16 protein-coding genes are annotated in these 17631 nt (G+C 66.8%); 10 read left to right on the top strand and 6 right to left on the bottom strand.

Annotated features, from left to right (window positions below; translation table 11 throughout):
• Positions 1–3: 3 nt before the first annotated feature.
• Both ACFV6H_RS30305 and ACFV6H_RS30310 read right to left on the bottom strand, forming a co-directional pair.
• Positions 4–207 carry a DUF397 domain-containing protein gene (locus tag ACFV6H_RS30305; RefSeq protein WP_385548508.1) on the bottom strand — a complete coding sequence of 68 codons (204 nt, stop codon included), beginning with the start codon at positions 205–207 and terminating at the stop codon, positions 4–6.
• Positions 204–1052, bottom strand: a complete 849-nt coding sequence (locus ACFV6H_RS30310) for a helix-turn-helix domain-containing protein (protein ID WP_385548511.1) — start codon at positions 1050–1052, stop codon at positions 204–206. The genes ACFV6H_RS30305 and ACFV6H_RS30310 overlap by 4 nt, the downstream gene beginning before the upstream one ends.
• Positions 1053–1222: 170 nt before the next feature.
• Between ACFV6H_RS30310 and ACFV6H_RS30315 the strand changes: the two genes are divergently transcribed.
• Both ACFV6H_RS30315 and ACFV6H_RS30320 read left to right on the top strand, forming a co-directional pair.
• Positions 1223–1882 carry an ATP-binding protein gene (locus tag ACFV6H_RS30315; protein WP_385548514.1) on the top strand — a complete coding sequence of 220 codons (660 nt, stop codon included), beginning with the start codon at positions 1223–1225 and terminating at the stop codon, positions 1880–1882.
• 96 nt (positions 1883–1978) lie between these two features.
• Entirely contained in the window at positions 1979–2914 is a 936-nt protein-coding gene (locus ACFV6H_RS30320; RefSeq protein ID WP_385548517.1) for a YDG/SRA domain-containing protein, read from the top strand.
• Here the strand turns inward: ACFV6H_RS30320 and ACFV6H_RS30325 are convergent.
• Positions 2911–6048, bottom strand: a complete 3138-nt coding sequence (locus tag ACFV6H_RS30325) for a DUF3427 domain-containing protein (protein ID WP_385548601.1) — start codon at positions 6046–6048, stop codon at positions 2911–2913. The genes ACFV6H_RS30320 and ACFV6H_RS30325 overlap by 4 nt on opposite strands.
• A gap of 102 nt (positions 6049–6150) precedes the next feature.
• Entirely contained in the window at positions 6151–7149 is a 999-nt protein-coding gene (locus ACFV6H_RS30330; RefSeq protein WP_385548520.1) for an SEC-C metal-binding domain-containing protein, read from the bottom strand.
• A 393-nt stretch (positions 7150–7542) separates the two neighbouring features.
• Between ACFV6H_RS30330 and ACFV6H_RS30335 the strand changes: the two genes are divergently transcribed.
• From ACFV6H_RS30335 to ACFV6H_RS30345, 3 genes are all read left to right on the top strand, one after another.
• Positions 7543–7860, top strand: a complete 318-nt coding sequence (locus tag ACFV6H_RS30335) for a DUF6412 domain-containing protein (RefSeq protein ID WP_370748363.1) — start codon at positions 7543–7545, stop codon at positions 7858–7860.
• A gap of 229 nt (positions 7861–8089) precedes the next feature.
• Entirely contained in the window at positions 8090–8848 is a 759-nt protein-coding gene (locus tag ACFV6H_RS30340) for a YidC/Oxa1 family membrane protein insertase (RefSeq protein WP_385548524.1), read from the top strand.
• A 252-nt stretch (positions 8849–9100) separates the two neighbouring features.
• Positions 9101–9961 carry a fumarylacetoacetate hydrolase family protein gene (locus tag ACFV6H_RS30345; RefSeq protein WP_384778335.1) on the top strand — a complete coding sequence of 287 codons (861 nt, stop codon included), beginning with the start codon at positions 9101–9103 and terminating at the stop codon, positions 9959–9961.
• 228 nt (positions 9962–10189) lie between these two features.
• Here the strand turns inward: ACFV6H_RS30345 and ACFV6H_RS30350 are convergent, their stop codons facing one another.
• On the bottom strand, positions 10190–10699 hold the full coding sequence (locus tag ACFV6H_RS30350; RefSeq protein WP_384778333.1) for a heme-degrading domain-containing protein: 510 nt from the start codon (positions 10697–10699) through the stop codon (positions 10190–10192).
• Positions 10696–11799 carry a Gfo/Idh/MocA family oxidoreductase gene (locus ACFV6H_RS30355; RefSeq protein WP_385548529.1) on the bottom strand — a complete coding sequence of 368 codons (1104 nt, stop codon included), beginning with the start codon at positions 11797–11799 and terminating at the stop codon, positions 10696–10698. The genes ACFV6H_RS30350 and ACFV6H_RS30355 overlap by 4 nt, the downstream gene beginning before the upstream one ends.
• Positions 11800–11855: 56 nt before the next feature.
• Here ACFV6H_RS30355 and ACFV6H_RS30360 point away from each other — a divergent pair, with 56 nt between their 5' ends.
• The 5 genes from ACFV6H_RS30360 to ACFV6H_RS30380 all read left to right on the top strand — a co-directional run bounded on the left by ACFV6H_RS30360 (position 11856) and on the right by ACFV6H_RS30380 (position 17604).
• A complete protein-coding gene (locus ACFV6H_RS30360) occupies positions 11856–13334 on the top strand; it encodes an ROK family protein (protein WP_385548532.1) in 1479 nt (492 codons plus the stop codon).
• A 253-nt stretch (positions 13335–13587) separates the two neighbouring features.
• Entirely contained in the window at positions 13588–14595 is a 1008-nt protein-coding gene (locus tag ACFV6H_RS30365) for a hypothetical protein (protein WP_385548535.1), read from the top strand.
• A 253-nt stretch (positions 14596–14848) separates the two neighbouring features.
• Positions 14849–15628, top strand: a complete 780-nt coding sequence (locus ACFV6H_RS30370) for an HAD-IIA family hydrolase (protein ID WP_093593485.1) — start codon at positions 14849–14851, stop codon at positions 15626–15628.
• Between the two features lie 92 nt (positions 15629–15720).
• The gene (locus ACFV6H_RS30375; protein WP_385548539.1) at positions 15721–16278 is read left to right on the top strand and encodes a hypothetical protein; all 558 of its coding nucleotides are present in this window, start codon (positions 15721–15723) and stop codon (positions 16276–16278) included.
• 261 nt (positions 16279–16539) lie between these two features.
• The gene (locus ACFV6H_RS30380) at positions 16540–17604 is read left to right on the top strand and encodes a glycoside hydrolase family 6 protein (RefSeq protein WP_385548542.1); all 1065 of its coding nucleotides are present in this window, start codon (positions 16540–16542) and stop codon (positions 17602–17604) included.
• Positions 17605–17631: the final 27 nt, after the last annotated feature.

Below are 17631 nucleotides of genomic sequence, written 5' to 3' on the forward strand. Positions count from 1 at the left end.
CGTTCAGCCGAGTTGCTGACAACACAGAGCGGCGACGAACCCCGCCCATGCGTCCCGCTGTACGGCGAGGAGAGGCCCCTGCGGCCTCTTCGAGTCACGCACACCGACGCCAACTTCCGTCAGGTCTGCCACCTCTACACACTCGCCGCCTGCGCCGTTGCTGTAGCTGCTCTTTCGCCATGGGGAGGCTATGGGGAGCTGGGTCATCGGGCGTGATCCTCCAAGGCTGACTGGATCAGCGACAGTGATTGCTGTGGGCTCAGGGCGAGGGCTCTGAGATGGTCGAACGCCTTCGTATAGATGCTTACGTCCGCCGGGAGTTCGAGGTAGATCGAGTCCGTCAAGCCTTCTCGATAGACCACGTCGGGATCCTCCTGCTCAGGAAAACCAAGCACGGTAAAGGGGCCGGTGCTTGGATAAGCTCCTGCGTCGTACGGCAGGACCTGGACCGTCACGTTCCCCAACCGGGTCATTTCCAGCATACGTTCGAGCTGTCCGACCATCACCTGACGGTTCCCGATCACCTGCATGACCACGCTCTGGTGCACTACAGCCCAGAAGTCGAGCGCAGGGGCCTCGGTGAGCAACTGCTGGCGTCGCATCCGCACATCAACGAGCCGCGGGATCTCCTCATGCGCCAGATCCGGAGTGACACGGCTCAACTCGGTGGCGTACTGCGGCGTTTGAAGCAGTCCGGGAACGAACTCGCCTTGGTATGTACGCAGATTGGCAGCAGCCTGTTCGAGCCCTACGTACACAGAGAACCATGATGGGATGGCATTCCCGTGGGCGTGCCACCATCCTTTGGTCTTCGACTCCTTGGCGAGAGACTTCAGCAGCTCACGCAACTCGTCGGACGTGCCGTAGAAACGGCACAGGGCATCTACGTCCGATGGCTGCACCCGCCCCTGGCCCGTCTCCATGCGATTGACCTTGGAGCCGCTCCAGTCGAGTGCCTTGCCCACTTGATTGCAGGTCAACCCTGCGTCGTCACGCAGCTTCTTGAGCTCGATCGCCAGCCGACGGCGCCGCGCAGTAGGTGACCCGGCCACTTCAACTCCCTGTTGGATAGCGGAAGTCCCATCCCATCGGAAGGGGCATGGTTCGCCAATCACTCGTTGGGGGGAATCCTGGCGTGCACATTGCATGGCGGGATACGCCGATGCCATCCTCGCATGGTGCGCAACTCTGTGTGCGCGTAAAACTTCGAAAGGTGAGGGCCATGTCGACTGATCATCATGGCTGCATGCAGCGAAAGCCCTGGGAGGTTCCCTTCTTGGCGGAGTCGAGGGAGGTGGTAGGCCTGCGTCGTGTGGTCCGCATGCACCTGGGATTCTGGGGGTTGTCGGAAGTCATCGCGCCGGCTCAGATCTGCGTCAGCGAGTTGGTCGCCAATGTCATCAGGCATGTGGGTCGGGGGACGCCGACAACGCTCATGGTCTCGATGCGGGGTACACGTGTGCGCATTGAGGTCCGCGATCCGGAGACTCGCGCTCTTCCAACGCTGATCGCTGCAGAATCGGACGCTGAATCGGGTCGCGGAATGATGCTGGTGGATGAACTGGCGGACCGATGGGGCGTGCTCCTCGGAGCAGATTCGAAGATCGTGTGGTGTGAGCTCGCCACGACACTGACCTCGCCGTTCGGCCATACGGACAGTCCGCAGGTCACGCGAGCTGAAGCTCTTCTGGCGTCCCGCGGTGTAGGGCATCCCACTGATTCCGAGTCGAGCCATCCGTTCTCGGTCGTCATGGTGGAACAAACGGTCATCGAGGTGATCGCCGATCTTTTCCACTGGCTCCGCGCTCACGGCTGTGACCTCGAAGACGTCCTGGACCGCGCCCAGACTCGATTTGAGGTAGCACTTGACGAGGCAAGTTGAGACATTTCAAGCCACTAAGCGCTTATTTTCAGCCACGCGTTTCAATGACGTGAAGCAAATGATCAGAATTGATCACCCGGCAGGCAGCATGTATGCATGTCTGCGTACAGAGCTACCTTCGGGCACATCGACGGCATCTCCCCTGGAGCTCATTTTGACTCCCGTGTTGATGTCAAGAAAGCCAAGCTCCACAAGGCCGAACGAGATGGGATCTCGTGGGGACGTGACGAGGAAGGTCAGCGAGCAGCAGATGCGATTGTGCTGAGCAAGGGCTACGAGGATGATCGCGATAGTTGGAACGAGGTGCTCTACACCGGAGCTGGCGGCCGAGACGAGAACACTGGACGCCAGGTAGAAGACCAAACCTGGGACAACCCAGGGAACGCGGGCCTTCGGCGCAGTCAAGTCAAGGGATACCAGATTCGCGTCATCCGCGGGGCCACGGGTGAGCGGATCTATTCACCCAGCAGTGGGTATCGATATGACGGGCTCTATGAGGTCGTGGACTCTGCGCTTGAGGACGGCAAGGCGGGGTTCAAGATCTGTCGGTTTACGCTGCGCCGCCTTCCTTTCGATAAACAAGAACTGGTCCCCATGGCGCAGCAAGTCCGGGATGCATTCGATGGCTCTCCGCCCAGGAAGACCGCAACTGTTGAGCGCATTGTTCGGGACACTTCAATGGCTCGACGTGTAAAGCAGTGGTACGGGCACACCTGCCAAATATGTAGGATTGCTCTTTCGGTCGGGCCGAATGGATTGAGCTATGCGGAGGGGGCTCATATTCAGGCATTGGGATGGGCTAGTGGCGGTCCGGATATTGATGGAAACATCCTATGCCTGTGCCCCAATTGTCATGTCAGGTTGGACCGTGGTGCGATTTACCTGACTGATGCTCTAGATGTCATTGATCGCTACTCTAGTGGCGAAACATTGCCAAAGATAAGGCTAACAACGGTGGACCAACACCGAATTCAGAAGAGGTTCGTTCGGGCCCACCGTCGTTTTTGGAAGATAGTGGACGGGGATTCTTAAACGGCGGCGATGGCGGAGTAGGTCCAGACGTCCGCAGGGAGTGGTGTGTGGAGCTTCCAGGTGATGCCCATCGGTTTGCTGCCTTTGTGTGACACATAGTCGGCGGGGCCGAGCAGCATCCAGGGCTGGGCGCCGCCGATGTCTGTTTTCTTGTAGCGGCGGACAAAGAGCAGCACATGAGATCCGTTTGCTTGGTGGGACTGGTAGCGGACGCCCGTGGGTGAGGACTCTGATGTTTGGTTCTGCGACTCCCAGTGGAAAAGAGTGTCGCTCATCGCGTAGTCCTTGTATCGAGTCTGCGGTGAGAAGTCCTTCTCATCTTTTTCAAGGGTGATGAGGAGAGCATCGGTCTTGGCCTGATCGCACCAGCGCACGCCCTCGCGGAAGTGGCCCGGCATCAGGCTGTCGATGGTGGACTCGCCTAGTGCTGCAAGGATTTCCTCACGGCTATAGGACGCGTGCACTCGCAGAGGCAGGTCCCTATGTGCACCAGCAAGGGCAGGCGTGACATGCTCAAGGTGATCTAGGCCATGAGCGAGGATCTGGCGCAATTCGCTTCGTACGGCCGGCTGGTGGCGTAGTGATGTGAGGCCGGCTTGGTAGGAGTTGAAGCCGCCCAATGGCCAGAGTGTGAAGAAGAGCATTCGTGCGTAGGAGCGTTCCAGCTCGGTGAGTTCGTCGTAAGACGGTGCGTCGTCCTCTAGCAGTTGGGTGTAGGCGGCGGCTCGGGCCGGATCATCTACATGGAGGAAGGCTGACGCTCGCTTCAGCAACGCTGCCTCGCCGTCAGGTGCCGGGTCGGGCAGGAGGTTCGCTCGACGCAGTAGTGCGGTCCAGGAGTGGTTTGCTCCTCGGTAGAGCTCCTTGATCTCACGGCCGCTTTCTGTCAGATATGCAGCTAGTTCCGGCTCGCCGAATTGCCGCACTTCATTGGCGAGTTGAGCTACATTCACACTGATCTGTGTGCGAATGTTTTCAATGATGAGTTCCTTGGCCTTTGGCTCAAGGATGATCTGGCAGCCTGACGGTAGTTGCGGAAAGTCATGCTCAATGGCTGAGACAAGGCGGTTTCGAGTGAGATTTGTGAGAGAGTGAAACTGCTCCTCGAAGCGGAACTCCTTACGGTGTTGACCGATGAAGTCCAGTACGGTGAGGACCGCCTTCCCTTCGCAGCGGCGTAGGCCCCGTCCGAGCTGCTGCAAGAAGACCGTGGCACTCGATGTCGGGCGCAGGAGAAGGAGCGTGTCAACATCGGGGATATCGAGACCCTCGTTGAATAGATCCACGGAGAAAATTACTTGCAGTTCGCCGGCCCTCAGCGCACTCAGTGCAGAGCGGCGTTGGTCAGCCGGAGTTTCGCCCGACAAGGAAATGGCGTTCAGGCCGGCTTGCTGGAAGAATTCCGCCATAAAGTGTGCATGAGCTACAGATACGCAGAATCCCAGCGCGCGCATACGACCTGGATCGGTGATCTTATCCTCTACTGCTTTCACCACTAGTCGAGCGCGAGCGTCATTTCCCGTGAAGAGGTTGCTGAGTGCGGTGGTGTCGTATGTGCCGCGCTTCCATTGGATTGCAGTGAGATCTGTGGTGTCTGTGATCCCAAAGTAGTGGAAGGGCGAGAGAAGGTCATTTTCTAGAGCTTCCCATAGGCGCATCTCGGCGGCGATGCGCCCGTCGAAGAACTCGTCCTGAATGTTCAAGCCATCCATACGCTCAGGAGTCGCTGTCAGGCCAAGGAGCTCAATGGGTGTGAAATAGTCGATGATCTTACGATAGGTTGGAGCCGTGCCATGGTGGAATTCATCAATCACAACGATGTCGAAGTGATCGCGGGCAAGTCTTTCTAGGGCACGAGCATTAAGGGACTGGACGCTTGCGAAGACATGGTTCCAGTCGGATGGGATTTCGCCAGTGAAGAGCCATTCGCCAAAGTTCCCGTCATCGAGAACGCCTTGATAGGTACGGAGTGACTGTTCCAAGATCTCCTTGCGATGAGCGATGAAGAGGAGACGTAGATCTCGCCCCAGCTTTCTGCGTAGCGCCTTGTAGTCAAGCGCGGCCATGACCGTCTTGCCCGTGCCTGTCGCAGCCACCAGGAGATTGCGATGCCGGTCATGGACATCCCGTTCCACCTGAAGGCGCTCCAACATGTCCTGCTGGTGCGGATACGGGCGTACCTCCAGCCCTGACAGGGTGATGCTCCGACCGCTGGCGCCCGTAGTAGTGCCGCTTGCTTCCCGTAGAGCCGCATCCAGGCGATCCCCGTGAATCGCAGGGTCGTACGCTTCGAAAGCAGCCTCGCTCCAATAGGAGTCAAAGGTGGCCTCGAACTTCTTCATGACATCCGGGGTCGCGACCGATGAGAGGCGGACATTCCACTCAAGACCATCGAGGAGTGCTGCCTTGGAGAGATTCGAGCTTCCGACGTACGCCGTGTCGTATCCAGAGCTCCGTCGGAAGAGCCAGGCCTTAGCATGGAGACGGGTGGAGCGAAGCTCGTAGTTGACCTTCACCTCGGCGCCAAACTCCTGGACCAGTCGATCCAGAGCCCGTCGTTCAGTGGCACCGATGTAGGTGGTCGTGATGACTCGGATAGGGACGCCACGCTCGTGGGCCGTGCGGAGAGCACCTTCAAGAACGCGTAGTCCATGCCATTTGACGAAGGCGCAAAGCAGGTCGACTCGATCCGCAGTGGCCAGTTCCGCGCGGAGTTCAAACCCGAGGTTGGGATCCTCGGGAGAGTTTGTGAGCAGGGCGGTGTCGGAGAGAGGAGTGGCCGGGCGGATGGCGTAGACCCCCGGTGCCTCTTGTTCTGCGATAGCCATGAGCTGCCGAGGACCTTCGGCCACCATGTCCACCCACTCTTTTGCGCCGGCCAAAGTGCTGACCGAATCGAGGATGTGGTTGGCAGCGTGGACACGCTCGGTGTCAGGCAAGCCCCGCAGGACGCGCCGGACTGTGTCGGCAACATGTCGGGCCAGGACATGAGGTGCGGATTCGACGCCCACTTTGGCATCGATCGCTCGCCATCCCGTGCCTTCCATCTGCTGGAGACGGTCTTCGAGCCGCAGCGTGATCAGTTGCTCGTAGAGTCCGGTTGCCGGAGATTTGTCGTCCAGCGCGTCCGTCATCCATGGTCCCTTCATCGAAGCCGCAAGTTCGATTTTGATTTTTGCAGCAGCCACTGACATTCCACCGATGAAGGGAACTACGGCAGGGCCCAGAGGTCCGGCTCAGTTGGTGCCGTGGCAGTTGCGGTAGGGCTTGGGTGAGGTGCACCAGCAGGGGGCGTTGCGGGGTGGGGGCCAGGGGGTGGCTCGGCCTCGGGCGGCGAGGGTGGTGGCGTATTGGGGGAGCAGGGCGGTGTTGGAGGGCGAGGACTGTTCGGAGGCCGCGAAGGCTTCGTACGAAGGGACCGTGGCTGTGACGATGCCCAGGTTGGGGGTGCCGGTGGCGGCCAGGTCGCGGAGGGCGGCTTCCAGTTGGGAGAGATGGGCCTCGTGGGAGGGGTACTCGGAGGCCAGGGTGGGGTACGCGGCGAGGAGTTCGGTCAGTTCCGGCTTCGGCCAGTGGAGGACCGCCACGGGGAACGGCCGGGACAGGGCCGTGCGGTAGGAGCCCAGTTCGGCGCGGAGGCGGGTGATCTCGGCCTGGAGTTCGGCGGGATTGTCGGAGCCCAGGGACCAGAGGCGTTTGGGGTCGTGCAGCTCGTCCAGGGAGACCGACGAAGGGTGGACACGGTCGGCGAGGGCGTCCCAGTCGTCGTGGTCCAGGCCCAGCAGTCGGCGGACGCGGTGGCGGCCGATCAGCAGGTTGTGGGTCGGGTAAGGGACCTCTTCGCCCGGGGTGAGCAGCAGATTGAGAGCCGTGGTGAAGGCGTCGTGGGCCGCGGCCAGTTCGTCGTGTGACTCCAGCGTCTCGGCCACGATCTCCCAGGGCGCCGGGTCCAGCGGCGCGGCGGAGCGCAGACCGTCGATGATCGCGCGGGCCTCGGCCTCGTGTCCGTACTCCCAGAGGTTGGCGGCCTTGAGCGCCTTCACCAGTTGAGGGTGGTCGGGCGAGCCCGCGAGAAGGGTGTCGTAGAGGCCGGTGGCGCGGTCGCGGTCACCGGCCAGTTCCAGATGGGCCGCGGCCTGGAGGAGCAGGGGCTCGTGATCCTCGGGGTACTGGGCCGCCGTACGCAGTAGGCGCTCGGCTTCCGTGGGGTGGTCGGCAGGCATGTCGGGGCGCATGCTGCACACCGTACTGCTGTACGGGATACGGGCGGAGAGGAGGCCGCGCCCGGTGCGGCCCTACGGTTCTGAGGTACGTGGACGCCGTCATCCTCCGGACCGTTGGTCTTGGGCTGCCGGCTGTTCGGGCGGTGATCTGGGGTGTGATTCCGGCGGCACGCCCGCCCCTGGCTCCGCCGACGGTCCGCGCCCCAGACATCGGGTCGATTCCGCCGCGCGGCGCGCGATTTCGCGAGTACGCGGCTGCGTGGCTGCGCGGCCGTGCCGGTGTGAGCCGGGCTCTGGTCCGGCCCTGCCGACTGCTACAGCCCCTTGAGGTCGATCGTGTATAACGGCTGAAGCGGCATTTGTCGTACGAGCAGTCGGATGAGGACGGGACGAGAGGAGCAGGCCATGGTCCGCAGCGCGCTTCGGCTGCTGCGTCCCGCCGGGCTGTTGCTCTTCCTTCTTACCGAGGTCCTGCTGATCGACGCGGGCAGTCTCTCCGCCGCCGTCGCGCTCGCCGCCACCGCCGCCGCGGGCTCAGCCCTCGCCGTCTGCGCCGTCATCAGTGCGCGCTCCGTGCCGGCCCACCCGCCGCACCGGGTACGGACGGCCATCCGCGACCGCGAGCAACGCACCGCCTTTCTGCCGCAACGGGATCCCGACGCCTCGGGCCGTACCCGTCCCCGAGCACCCGGCCGCCGCCCGGCGACGGCCGCGTGGGCATAGGGGCTCAGGCGTACAGGGATATAGGGGCATAGGGGCAGACCGCTTTCGGTAGCCCTGCCGCCGCTTGCGTTATCCCCGTAACCCTCCGCGTAACCCCCTCCCACGGGTCGTCATGCCGAATCGCCGCCTCATGGCGGACCAGCGGCGCCGCGCGTATCGCGGCCGGCCGCTCCCGACCGGCACGACGAGACCCCACGGAGGGCTCACCTTGTCTGCTTTCTCTGCTTTCATGTCTGTTTTCGCCGACCTGGTCACAGGTCTCGCCGATCTGCTCCAGCCGCTCTTCCACGCGGGCGCCACCGCCGCGGCGATCGTCCTGTTCACCGCCTGCGTACGGCTCGTGGTCCACCCGCTCTCCCGCGCGTCCGCCCGTGGCCAGAAGGCCCGTACCAAGCTCGCCCCGCAGATCGCCGAACTGCGCAAGAAGCACGGCAAGAATCCCGAGCGCATGCAGAAGGCGATCATGGAACTGCATGCCAAGGAGAAGGTCTCGCCGCTGTCCGGCTGTCTGCCCAGCCTGGCGCAGATGCCGGCGTTCTTCCTGATGTACCACCTCTTCTCCAACCGGACGATCGGCGGCGAGCGCAACGAACTGCTCGGCCACTCCCTCTTCGCCGCGCCGCTCGGCGACCGCTGGACCGACGCCCTCGCGCACGGCGGGCTGTTCGGTGGAGCCGGGCTCGTGTATCTGGCGCTCTTCGCGATCGTCGCCGCAGTCGCCACCTTCAACTTCGGGCGGATGCGGATCCAGCTCGCGAACGCGCCCGCGATGCCGGCCGGGCCCGACGGACAGCAGGTACCTGGCATGGGCGCGATGACGAGGATGATGCCGCTGCTCTCCTTCGCGACGCTTTTCACCGTGGGCGTGGTGCCGCTGGCGGCGGCGCTGTACGTGGTGACGAGCACGACCTGGACGGCGGTCGAACGCTACTTCCTCTACTACCGGGGCATGCCGGTGGCGGCTACGGTGCCGGCCGCCGCGGCATAGGCGCCGGGCCGCTGCGCGGCGAGTGCACGCCACCGTTGCGTAGGGGATATGGAGGTGGGGATGGTTCTGGTGGGAGCGGTGACGGGGCGGCGGGGCGGCTCGGGAGATCCTCGTGAGGTCGGAGGGAGGCCGGCCGGAGGTCCAGGGTATGAACTGGGTCTTGCGGAGTGATCCGATGTCTTGGAGGATCGACCAATCCCCCGATGGCCACGCCCATCGGCTTGGCAATGCTCGACCAGAGGGAGACAGACGATGAAGCTGCTGCGTGTCGGTACGGCGGGGGCCGAGCGCCCGGCGCTGCTTGATGAGGACGGGACGACCCTGAGGGATCTGTCCGCGCTGGTCACGGACATCGACGGGGCCCTGCTCGCCGATGAGACCGCGCTCGACCGGATCAGGTCGGCCGCCGCCTCCGGCGAACTGCCCGTGCTCGACGGCGACGGCGTACGGATCGGGCCGCCGCTCGGCCGGATCGGCAAAATAGTGTGCATCGGGCTGAACTACCATGATCACGCGGCCGAGACGGGCGCGGAGATACCGAGCGAGCCGATCATCTTCTTCAAGGCGCCGGACACAGTGGTCGGACCTGAGGACACGGTCCTGGTGCCCCGGGGCAGCACCAAGACCGACTGGGAGGTCGAGCTCGCGGTCGTCATCGGGCGGACCGCCCGCTATCTGGACTCGGTGGAGGAGGGCCTCGCGCATGTGGGCGGATACGCGATCTCGCACGATGTCTCCGAGCGCGAGTTCCAGATAGAGCGCGGCGGTACATGGGACAAGGGCAAGAACTGCGAGACGTTCAACCCGCTGGGGCCCTGGCTGGTGACGGCGGACGAGGTGCCGGACCCGCAGGCGCTGCCGCTCAGGCTCCGGGTGAACGGAGAGCTCCAGCAGAACGGGACGACCGCCGACCAGATATTCGGCGTGGGCGAACTCGTGCGGTACGTCAGCCAGTTCATGACGCTGTACCCGGGCGATGTCATCAACACGGGGACGCCGGCGGGAGTGGCGCTGGGCAAGCCGGAGCCGAAGCCGTATCTGCGGGCGGGCGATGTGGTGGAGCTGGAGATCGAGGGACTGGGCGTCCAGCGCCAGGAGTTGAAGGACGCGTAGCGCCTTCGGCGGGAGGCGCGGGACGGGGCTGGAGACGCCGGTCGGACGAGCTGGGCGCGTCGAACGAGCCGGTGTCGTCGGACGAGCTGGAGGAGCGGGCCAGGCCGGAGATGTCGGACGGGCGAGCCGAGGTCGTCGGACGAGCGGGCCAGGCCGGAGGCGTCGGACGAGTTGGAGAGGCCCGGGGCGGGGCGGTGTGCGCGCCGCCGCCCCGCCCCGGATGCCGGATCAGCCGTGCAGGCGCTCCAGTGCCTCCACCACCATCGCGTGGTCCTCGGCCTGCGGCAGGCCCGAGACCGTGACCGTGCCGACGATGCCCGCGCCCTCCACCGCGAGAGGGAACGAGCCGCCGTGGGCCGCGTAGAGGTCCGGGTCGAGGCGGGAGGACTCCTCGAACGTACTGCCCTTGGCCCGGAAGCGGGTGCCGACGAGGAACGAGCTGGCGCCGTACCGCTCCACGACCCGGCGCTTACGGTCGATCCACGCGTCATTGTCCGCCGACGAGCCCGGGAGCGCGCAGTGGAAAAGCTGCTGTGCGCCTCGGCGGATGTCGATCGCCACCGGCGCGTTCCGCTCACGCGCCAGCTCGACCAGCAGAGTGCCCAGGGCCCAGGCGTCGTCATAGGTGAAGTGACGCAGCGTCAGGCGGGCTTCCTGCGCTTCGAGTTCGGCGACCGTGGGCGCGGGATCCGGCTCGGGTACGGGAGTCGGCCGGGGCTCGGGTGCGGGGGCGCTCATGATTGCGTCTCCATGGTGATCGTGGTGCCTTCCTGGGCCGAACGGCGTGCCGCCTCCAGTACGTCGAGCGTCGACGCGGCCTCGTAGGCCGTCACCGGAGGCGCGATGCCCTTGCGCAGTGCGGTGGCGATTCCCGCGTAGTAGGCCGGATAGTCGCCGGGCTCGGTCTCCACCGGGTGGCCGCCTCCCGTGAGTGGTGACTCTCCCGCGCCGATCCGTCCCCACAGTGATTCGGGCTCCACGCCCCAGCTCGTGTCCGTGCCCGGCCGCCGGCCCTCACGCAGGTCGGCCTCCTGCGGATCGAGTCCGTACTTCACATAGCCGGCCGACGAGCCGAGCACGCGGAAGCGCGGGCCGAGCTGGGCGGTGGTGGCGCTGGCGTACAGATGGGAGCGGACACCGGTGGTGTGGGTGATGGCGATGAAGGTGTCGTCGTCGGTTGCGGCGCCGGGACGGCGTACGTCCACCTCCGCGTACACCCGTTCCGCCGGGCCGAACAGGACCAGCGCCTGGTCCACGACATGGCTGCCGAGGTCGTAGAGCAGCCCGCCGATCTCCTCGGCCGCGCCCGACTCGCGCCAGCCGCCCTTGAGTTGGGGACGCCACCGCTCGAAACGGGATTCAAAGCGCTGTACGTCGCCCAGCCGGCCGGTGTCGATGAGCCGGGCGAGGGTGAGGAAGTCGTTGTCCCAGCGGCGGTTCTGGAAGACGGAGAGCAGCAGCCCGCGCTCCTCGGCGAGTGCGGCCAGTTTGCGGGCCTCGGCGGCGGTGCCTGCGACGGGCTTGTCCACGACGACCGGCAGTCCGGCTTCGAGAGCGGCCGTGGCGAGCGGGACATGCGTCTTGTTGGGCGAGGCGATGACGATCAGGTCGAGCGTGTCGGCGCGTTCCCACAGCTCGTCGGGCGACGCCGCGAACCGTATGTCCGGGAATTCGGCGCGCGCCTGCTCACGGCGCTCCGGGTTTCCGGTGACGACGGTGTCGAGGACGAGCCCGTCCGTGGCGGCGATCAGCGGGGCATGGAAGACGGAGCCCGCGAGGCCGTAGCCCACGAGTCCGACGCGCAGAGGAGGGCCGGTGCGGGCGCCAGTCAAGGTCATGGCACCACTTAAGCAACGGCGTTGCCAAAGTGCAACCACAAGGGACAATGGCGGACGTGGAGAGAAGAAACGGGGATGTCGGAGGAGCGGCCGGAAACGGTTCCGGAACCGCTTCCGGAGCGGGCGCGGGCGTCGGCGCCGGTTCGGCCGGTGCCGGTTCCGGAGCAGGCGGTTCCGGAGCGGCCGGTGCCGGGACCGGTGCGGGAGCCAATCTGCCGGCGCTGCGCAGCTACAACGCCGCGCTGGTGCTCGACCTGCTGCGCGCGGCGGGCGACGGCGGGATCAGCAGACTGGAACTCGCCGAGCGGACCGGGCTCACTCCGCAGGCGGTCAGCAAGATCACGGCCAGACTGCGTACGGAAGGCATGGCGACGGAGGCCGGCCGCCGTGCCTCCACGGGCGGCAAACCGAGGACCGTACTGCGGCTGGTGCCGACCGCCGCGTACGCGGTCGGGCTCCATCTCGACCGCGACGAGCTGACGGCGGTCCTGGTCGATCTGTCCGGCGCGCTGGTCGCCGTACGGACGGCCCCGCTCGACCTCGGCGCGGGAGCGGAACGGGTGGTCGAGACGGCGGCGGTGCATGTGGACGCCGTACGCGCGGAGGCGCTGCGAGCCGGGTCCGTACGGGCCGAGTCGGTTCGGGCCGAGCCCATACGACCGGAGTCGGTACGGCCGGAGGATGTACGAGCCGAATCCGTACGGGCGAGCGCGCGCTACGGCGTACGGCGTGATGCGCGGCCCAGCGGCGGAGCCGGTGCCGGATCCGGTGCCGGCGCTGGCGCGTGGCCGGACGACGTTCCCGGTGTGCGGGAGCCCGGCGCGCGGGCGGTCGCCGTTTCGGGTACGTGGGCCGACGGGCGGCCGGGTGTACGGGATGTGCTCGGCGTCGGCGTCGCCATGCCTGGGCCGCTGGACCACCGCACCGGAGTGCCCGGACGCGTCACCGGCTTTCCGCAGTGGGCGGGATTTCCGCTGCGCGAGGCGCTCGCCGCCCGGCTCCAGCTTCCCGTCGTACTCGACAAGGACACCAACGCCGCCGCGCTCGGCCTCGCGCTGCGCGGCTCGGGCGACTCCTTCGCGTATCTCCATCTCGGTACGGGCCTGGGCGCCGGGCTGGTGCTCGGCGGCGCGCTGCACCGCGGTGCCCGTACCGGCGCCGGGGAGTTCGGGCATCAGGTCATCCAGCTCGACGGCCCGTCGTGCGACTGCGGTAACCGTGGCTGCATAGAGGCGCTCTGTCTCGCCGCCGTCGCCCGTGGCGAACCGGCCGAGGCGGCGCGGGTGCTCGGTGCCGGAGCGGCGAACCTCGTCGGGCTGCTCGACATCGACCGTGTCCTGCTCGGCGGGCGGACGATCGCCGCGCACGAAGAGTGTTTCGTCCGAGGTGTGGGCGCCGTCGTGGCCGAGCGCGCCAGAGGCGCGGTCGTCCCGGTGGCGGCGGCCGACGGCGGCCCGTATCCGGTCGCCGAGGGAGCGGCGCAGCTTGTCCTCGCGCCCGTCTTCGGACATCGGCGGGCGCTGGAACTGGGCTGATGGGGTTGTTTGTGTGATTTTCGGGCCGTCCAGGGCCGTGGCAGCCAGGACGGGTGGCGGGCGCATGGCAGCGTCGGAGGATCCGGTGGCGATCGGACCGACGAGGGAAACGCGTCCCGACCGTCGGTCCGTCCCTCCGCCAGCCGGACCGCCCACTCGATCACCTGTCCGCCCCGCCCACTCCGACTGCCCGCCCTACTCCGACCATCCGCCCCGCCCGACCGCCGCGCGATCAGCAAAGGCCCTGTCACCCATGCGACTGCGTCACGCCCCCGCCACCGGAGTCACCGCAGCCGTTCTGGCCGTCGCCGCCATGACCATCGCTCCGACGGCGGCTGCCTGCGCCCCGCCCAGAGGCGCGCTCACCTCCACGCAGGCCACGACGCCCGCGCCCGTACCCGCGCCCACATACGCGTCCTCCCTGACGAACAGGCGCGAGCCGAGGTGCGGCAAGGTCTCCGACCCCGAGTTCCCGATCACCACCCATATCCACGGCGGTCCGGACGACTACCGGCCAGGTGGTTCCGCGGGCACCTGGTCGCTCGATCTCACCAACACCACCAGCGAGGTGTGCCGGGACATCCACCCGGTGCTCGTCCTGGTCGACCGGCACCGGGCGCTCAATGTCTCCCAGCTCACGCTGGAGATCACCGACGGCGAGGGACGCTGGCGGACGCTGCCGCTGGAGAAGACCGAGCGGGACGAGATCATCGGCGTACTGGACGACGGTTCGCCGGGCCTCGCCGTACCGGCCGGCCGCACGGTCAGCGTCCGCGCGCGGCTCGCGTTCGCCGCGGGCACGGAGCCGAACAAGATCATCGTCACGGCCGCGACCGTTCAGCGGCGCGGCAGCGACGGCGACTGGGTCGGCGAGTCCAACGCCTATCGCCTCTCCCTCCGCGCGGGCGCCGGTGACGGTGACCGCGGCGGCCACCGAGGCGGCGCGGGCCAGGGCAACGGTGCCGCACACGGCGACAGCGGCGGCGGCCCCGGAGCGAGCGAGCAGGGCCGTACCGCCCCGCGTACGCCCGCGCCCACCGCCGGGCATCCCGCTCCCGGCGACCGGCCGCCCGGGTCCCCGCCCGGGTCCCAGCAGTTCGCCCGTACCGAGTCCGACAGCGATCTCCTCGGCCGTACCGCCGCGTTCGCCGCCCTGCTGACGGCCGGAGCCGTACTCGCCGTGGGCGTCAGGCGACTCCGTACCGACCGTACCGACCGCGCTGTCCGTCCGGACCGTACGAACGGTAACGACCAGCTCTGAGGCCCTACAGCTCGATGCCCCGCCGCGCCCCCCGACCTCTCGCCGAACCCCTCGCCGAACCTCCCAGGCCACAAAGCGAGTTGACGGACGTCCCGATCCTCCGTGCCACTCACACCCACAGGGCCGTCCGCAGCCGCGCCGACGGCCCTCCGCTCAGGCCGTGGACGCTTGTACCGTCCGCGCCACGCCCTCGTTACGCTGGGCGGGTCGGACCATATGGAGTATTGGCCACCGCAGAGCGGAGAACAGTCCAGTGGCAGAGCGCAAGCCGATCGAGTCGTGGCTCACCGACATGGACGGTGTGCTCATACACGAAGGGATTCCGATCCCCGGCGCCGCCGAGTTCATCAAGCGACTGAGAGAGTCGGGCAAGCCCTTCCTCGTCCTCACCAACAACTCCATCTACACACCGCGCGATCTCCAGGCACGGCTGGCCCGGATGGGACTCGACGTACCCGTCGACAACATCTGGACCTCGGCGCTCGCCACCGCCAAGTTCCTGGAGGCCCAGCGTCCCGACGGCACGGCCTATGTCATCGGCGAGGCGGGACTGACCACCGCGCTGCACGACATCGGCTATATCCTCACCGACCACGAGCCGGACTATGTGGTGCTCGGTGAGACCCGTACCTACAGTTTCGAGGCGCTGACCAGGGCGATCCGGCTGATCAACGGCGGAGCGCGGTTCATCTGCACCAATCCCGACGAGACGGGACCGTCGACCGAGGGCCCGCTGCCCGCGACGGGCGCGGTCGCCGCGCTGATCACCAAGGCCACCGGCAAGGACCCGTACTTCGCGGGCAAGCCGAACCCGCTGATGATGCGCACCGGGCTCAACGCGATAGGCGCGCACTCCGAGACCAGCGCGATGATCGGCGACCGGATGGACACCGATGTGCTGGCCGGTCTGGAGGCGGGCATGGAGACGTTCCTGGTGTTGACCGGGATGACGAATCCCGCCGATATCGATCGCTATCCCTTCCGTCCCTCCACGGTCGTTGACTCGATCGCCGATCTTGTGGATCGCATCTGAGCACGTCAGCGAGGGATGCGGCGCGTTAGCCGCGCGCTGCGGATGCGGAAGGCCGTCGCACCGGTGAGTCTCTGAGTATCAGGAGGTTCACGATGCGTTCAGGGTTGCCCCGTCTCCGTGCCGTGTGGGTGGCCGCCGCCGTCCTGGTGGCCGCGCCGGTCCTCGGTCTCACCGTGACCCGGGCCCATGACTCCGTCACCCAGGCCCATGAGTCCCTGGCCCAGGCCCAGGACTCCGTACGAGGCGCTCTCACGCCGTCGGCCGTCGCGCCCGGCGGCGCGGCCGGATCCGGTCGCGAGGACGCCGGGCCCGCCGGATTCTACGGACCTGCCGGATCCGCCGGATCCGCCGGATCAAATGGCTCTGTCGGCGGATCTGCCGGATCTACGGAATCCGGCGGCCCTGCCGGCCCCGCCGAATCCGCCGAGCCTCTGGGCCCCTTGGGACCTCCGAGACCCGCCGAGCCGGCCGATTCGGCCGGGCCCGGCACCTCGCACGCGGTGGTCGGGCTCATCCTGGCGGGCGTGGCGGCGGTCGCCGTCGCCGGCCGCTGCCGCCCCAGTGCCTCGAACCTGCGGTCTTCCGCCGTACGGCTGCGACCGTGGCCCGGCCGTCAGGTTTATCGTCCACGGCGTAAGGGCCCCGTCTGATGCGGCTGTCACAGCTCGCCCACGAAGAGGAACGATCCGTCGGAGGGCCGGTACCGGTATGCCAGGATTGGTGACGGCCCGTCGCGACTGATCGGCGGGCAGTGCGTACAAGGCAGGCAACGCACGGCACGCCAACGCACGGCACGCCAACGCACGGCACGCCAACGCACGGCACGGCAACGTACGGCATGGCACGGCAAGGCAGGGCCCGAGCGCGCCTGGGGAGGGCGGTCTCGGGCACAGTGCATCAAGGGGGAGTGGATGTACGGCAGTTATTCCGGTCGCGGTGCGCGCGTCCGTGCGGTGCTGAAGGCCGGAGCGGTGGGTGCGTCGGCGGGCGCGGTACTGCTGCTGGCGGGCTGTTCCTCCGACGGCGACGGCGGCGGGAACGGCGGCGGTGACGGTGACGGCGGTACGAAGGTGTCGCCGATAGGCCAGCGGCCCAAGGCGGAGGCACCGTACTGGGTCAACCCGGACGGCACGGCGGCCCGTCAGGTCGCCGCGTACACCGGTAAGGGCGACACCCGGAGCGCCGCCCTGATCAGGAAGATCGCCGAACAGCCGGTCGCCGAGTGGATCGGCCCCGACACTCCGGAGGCGCAGGCCAAGGGCTTCACCGAGGCGGCCACGAAGGCCGACCGGGACGCCCTGCTGGTCCTCTACAACATTCCGCACCGCGACTGCGGCCAGTTCTCCAAGGGCGGCGCTTCGGACGGCAACGCGTACCGGGCGTGGATCGACCAGGTAGCCAAGGGCATCGGCGACCGCCGCGCCACGGTGATCCTGGAGCCCGACGCCGTACTGCACCTGGTGGACGGCTGCACGCCCGATCAGTTCCACGAGGAGCGGTACGACCTGATCAAGGGCGCCGTCAAGCGGCTCAAGGAGCAGCCGGCCACCTCGGTCTATCTCGACGCCGGCAATGCGGGCTGGCAGTCGCCCGACGCGCTCTTCGAACCGCTCCAGTGGGCGGGCATCGCCGACGCGGACGGCTTCTCGGTCAATGTCTCCAACTTCTATCCGACCGCGGCGAGCGCGGACTTCGGCAAGCGGCTCTCCGAGAAGGTCGGCGGCAAGCCGTTCGTGATAGACACCAGCCGCAACGGCAACGGCCCGTACACCGAGGGCGATCCCGGCGAGAACTGGTGCAATCCTCCCGGCCGCGCCCTCGGCGAGGCGCCGACGACCGACACCGGCGATCCGCTGGTCAAGGCGTATCTGTGGGTGAAGCGTCCCGGAGAGTCGGACGGCGACTGCAAGGGCGGGCCCAAGGCGGGCGACTGGTATCCGCAGTACGCCCTGGACCTGGCGCGCAATACGAAGTAGCCGCCCGATACGAAGTGATGAAGTAGC

This window comes from Streptomyces sp. NPDC059743 (genome assembly GCF_042732975.1).
GTDB lineage: Bacteria > Actinomycetota > Actinomycetes > Streptomycetales > Streptomycetaceae > Streptomyces.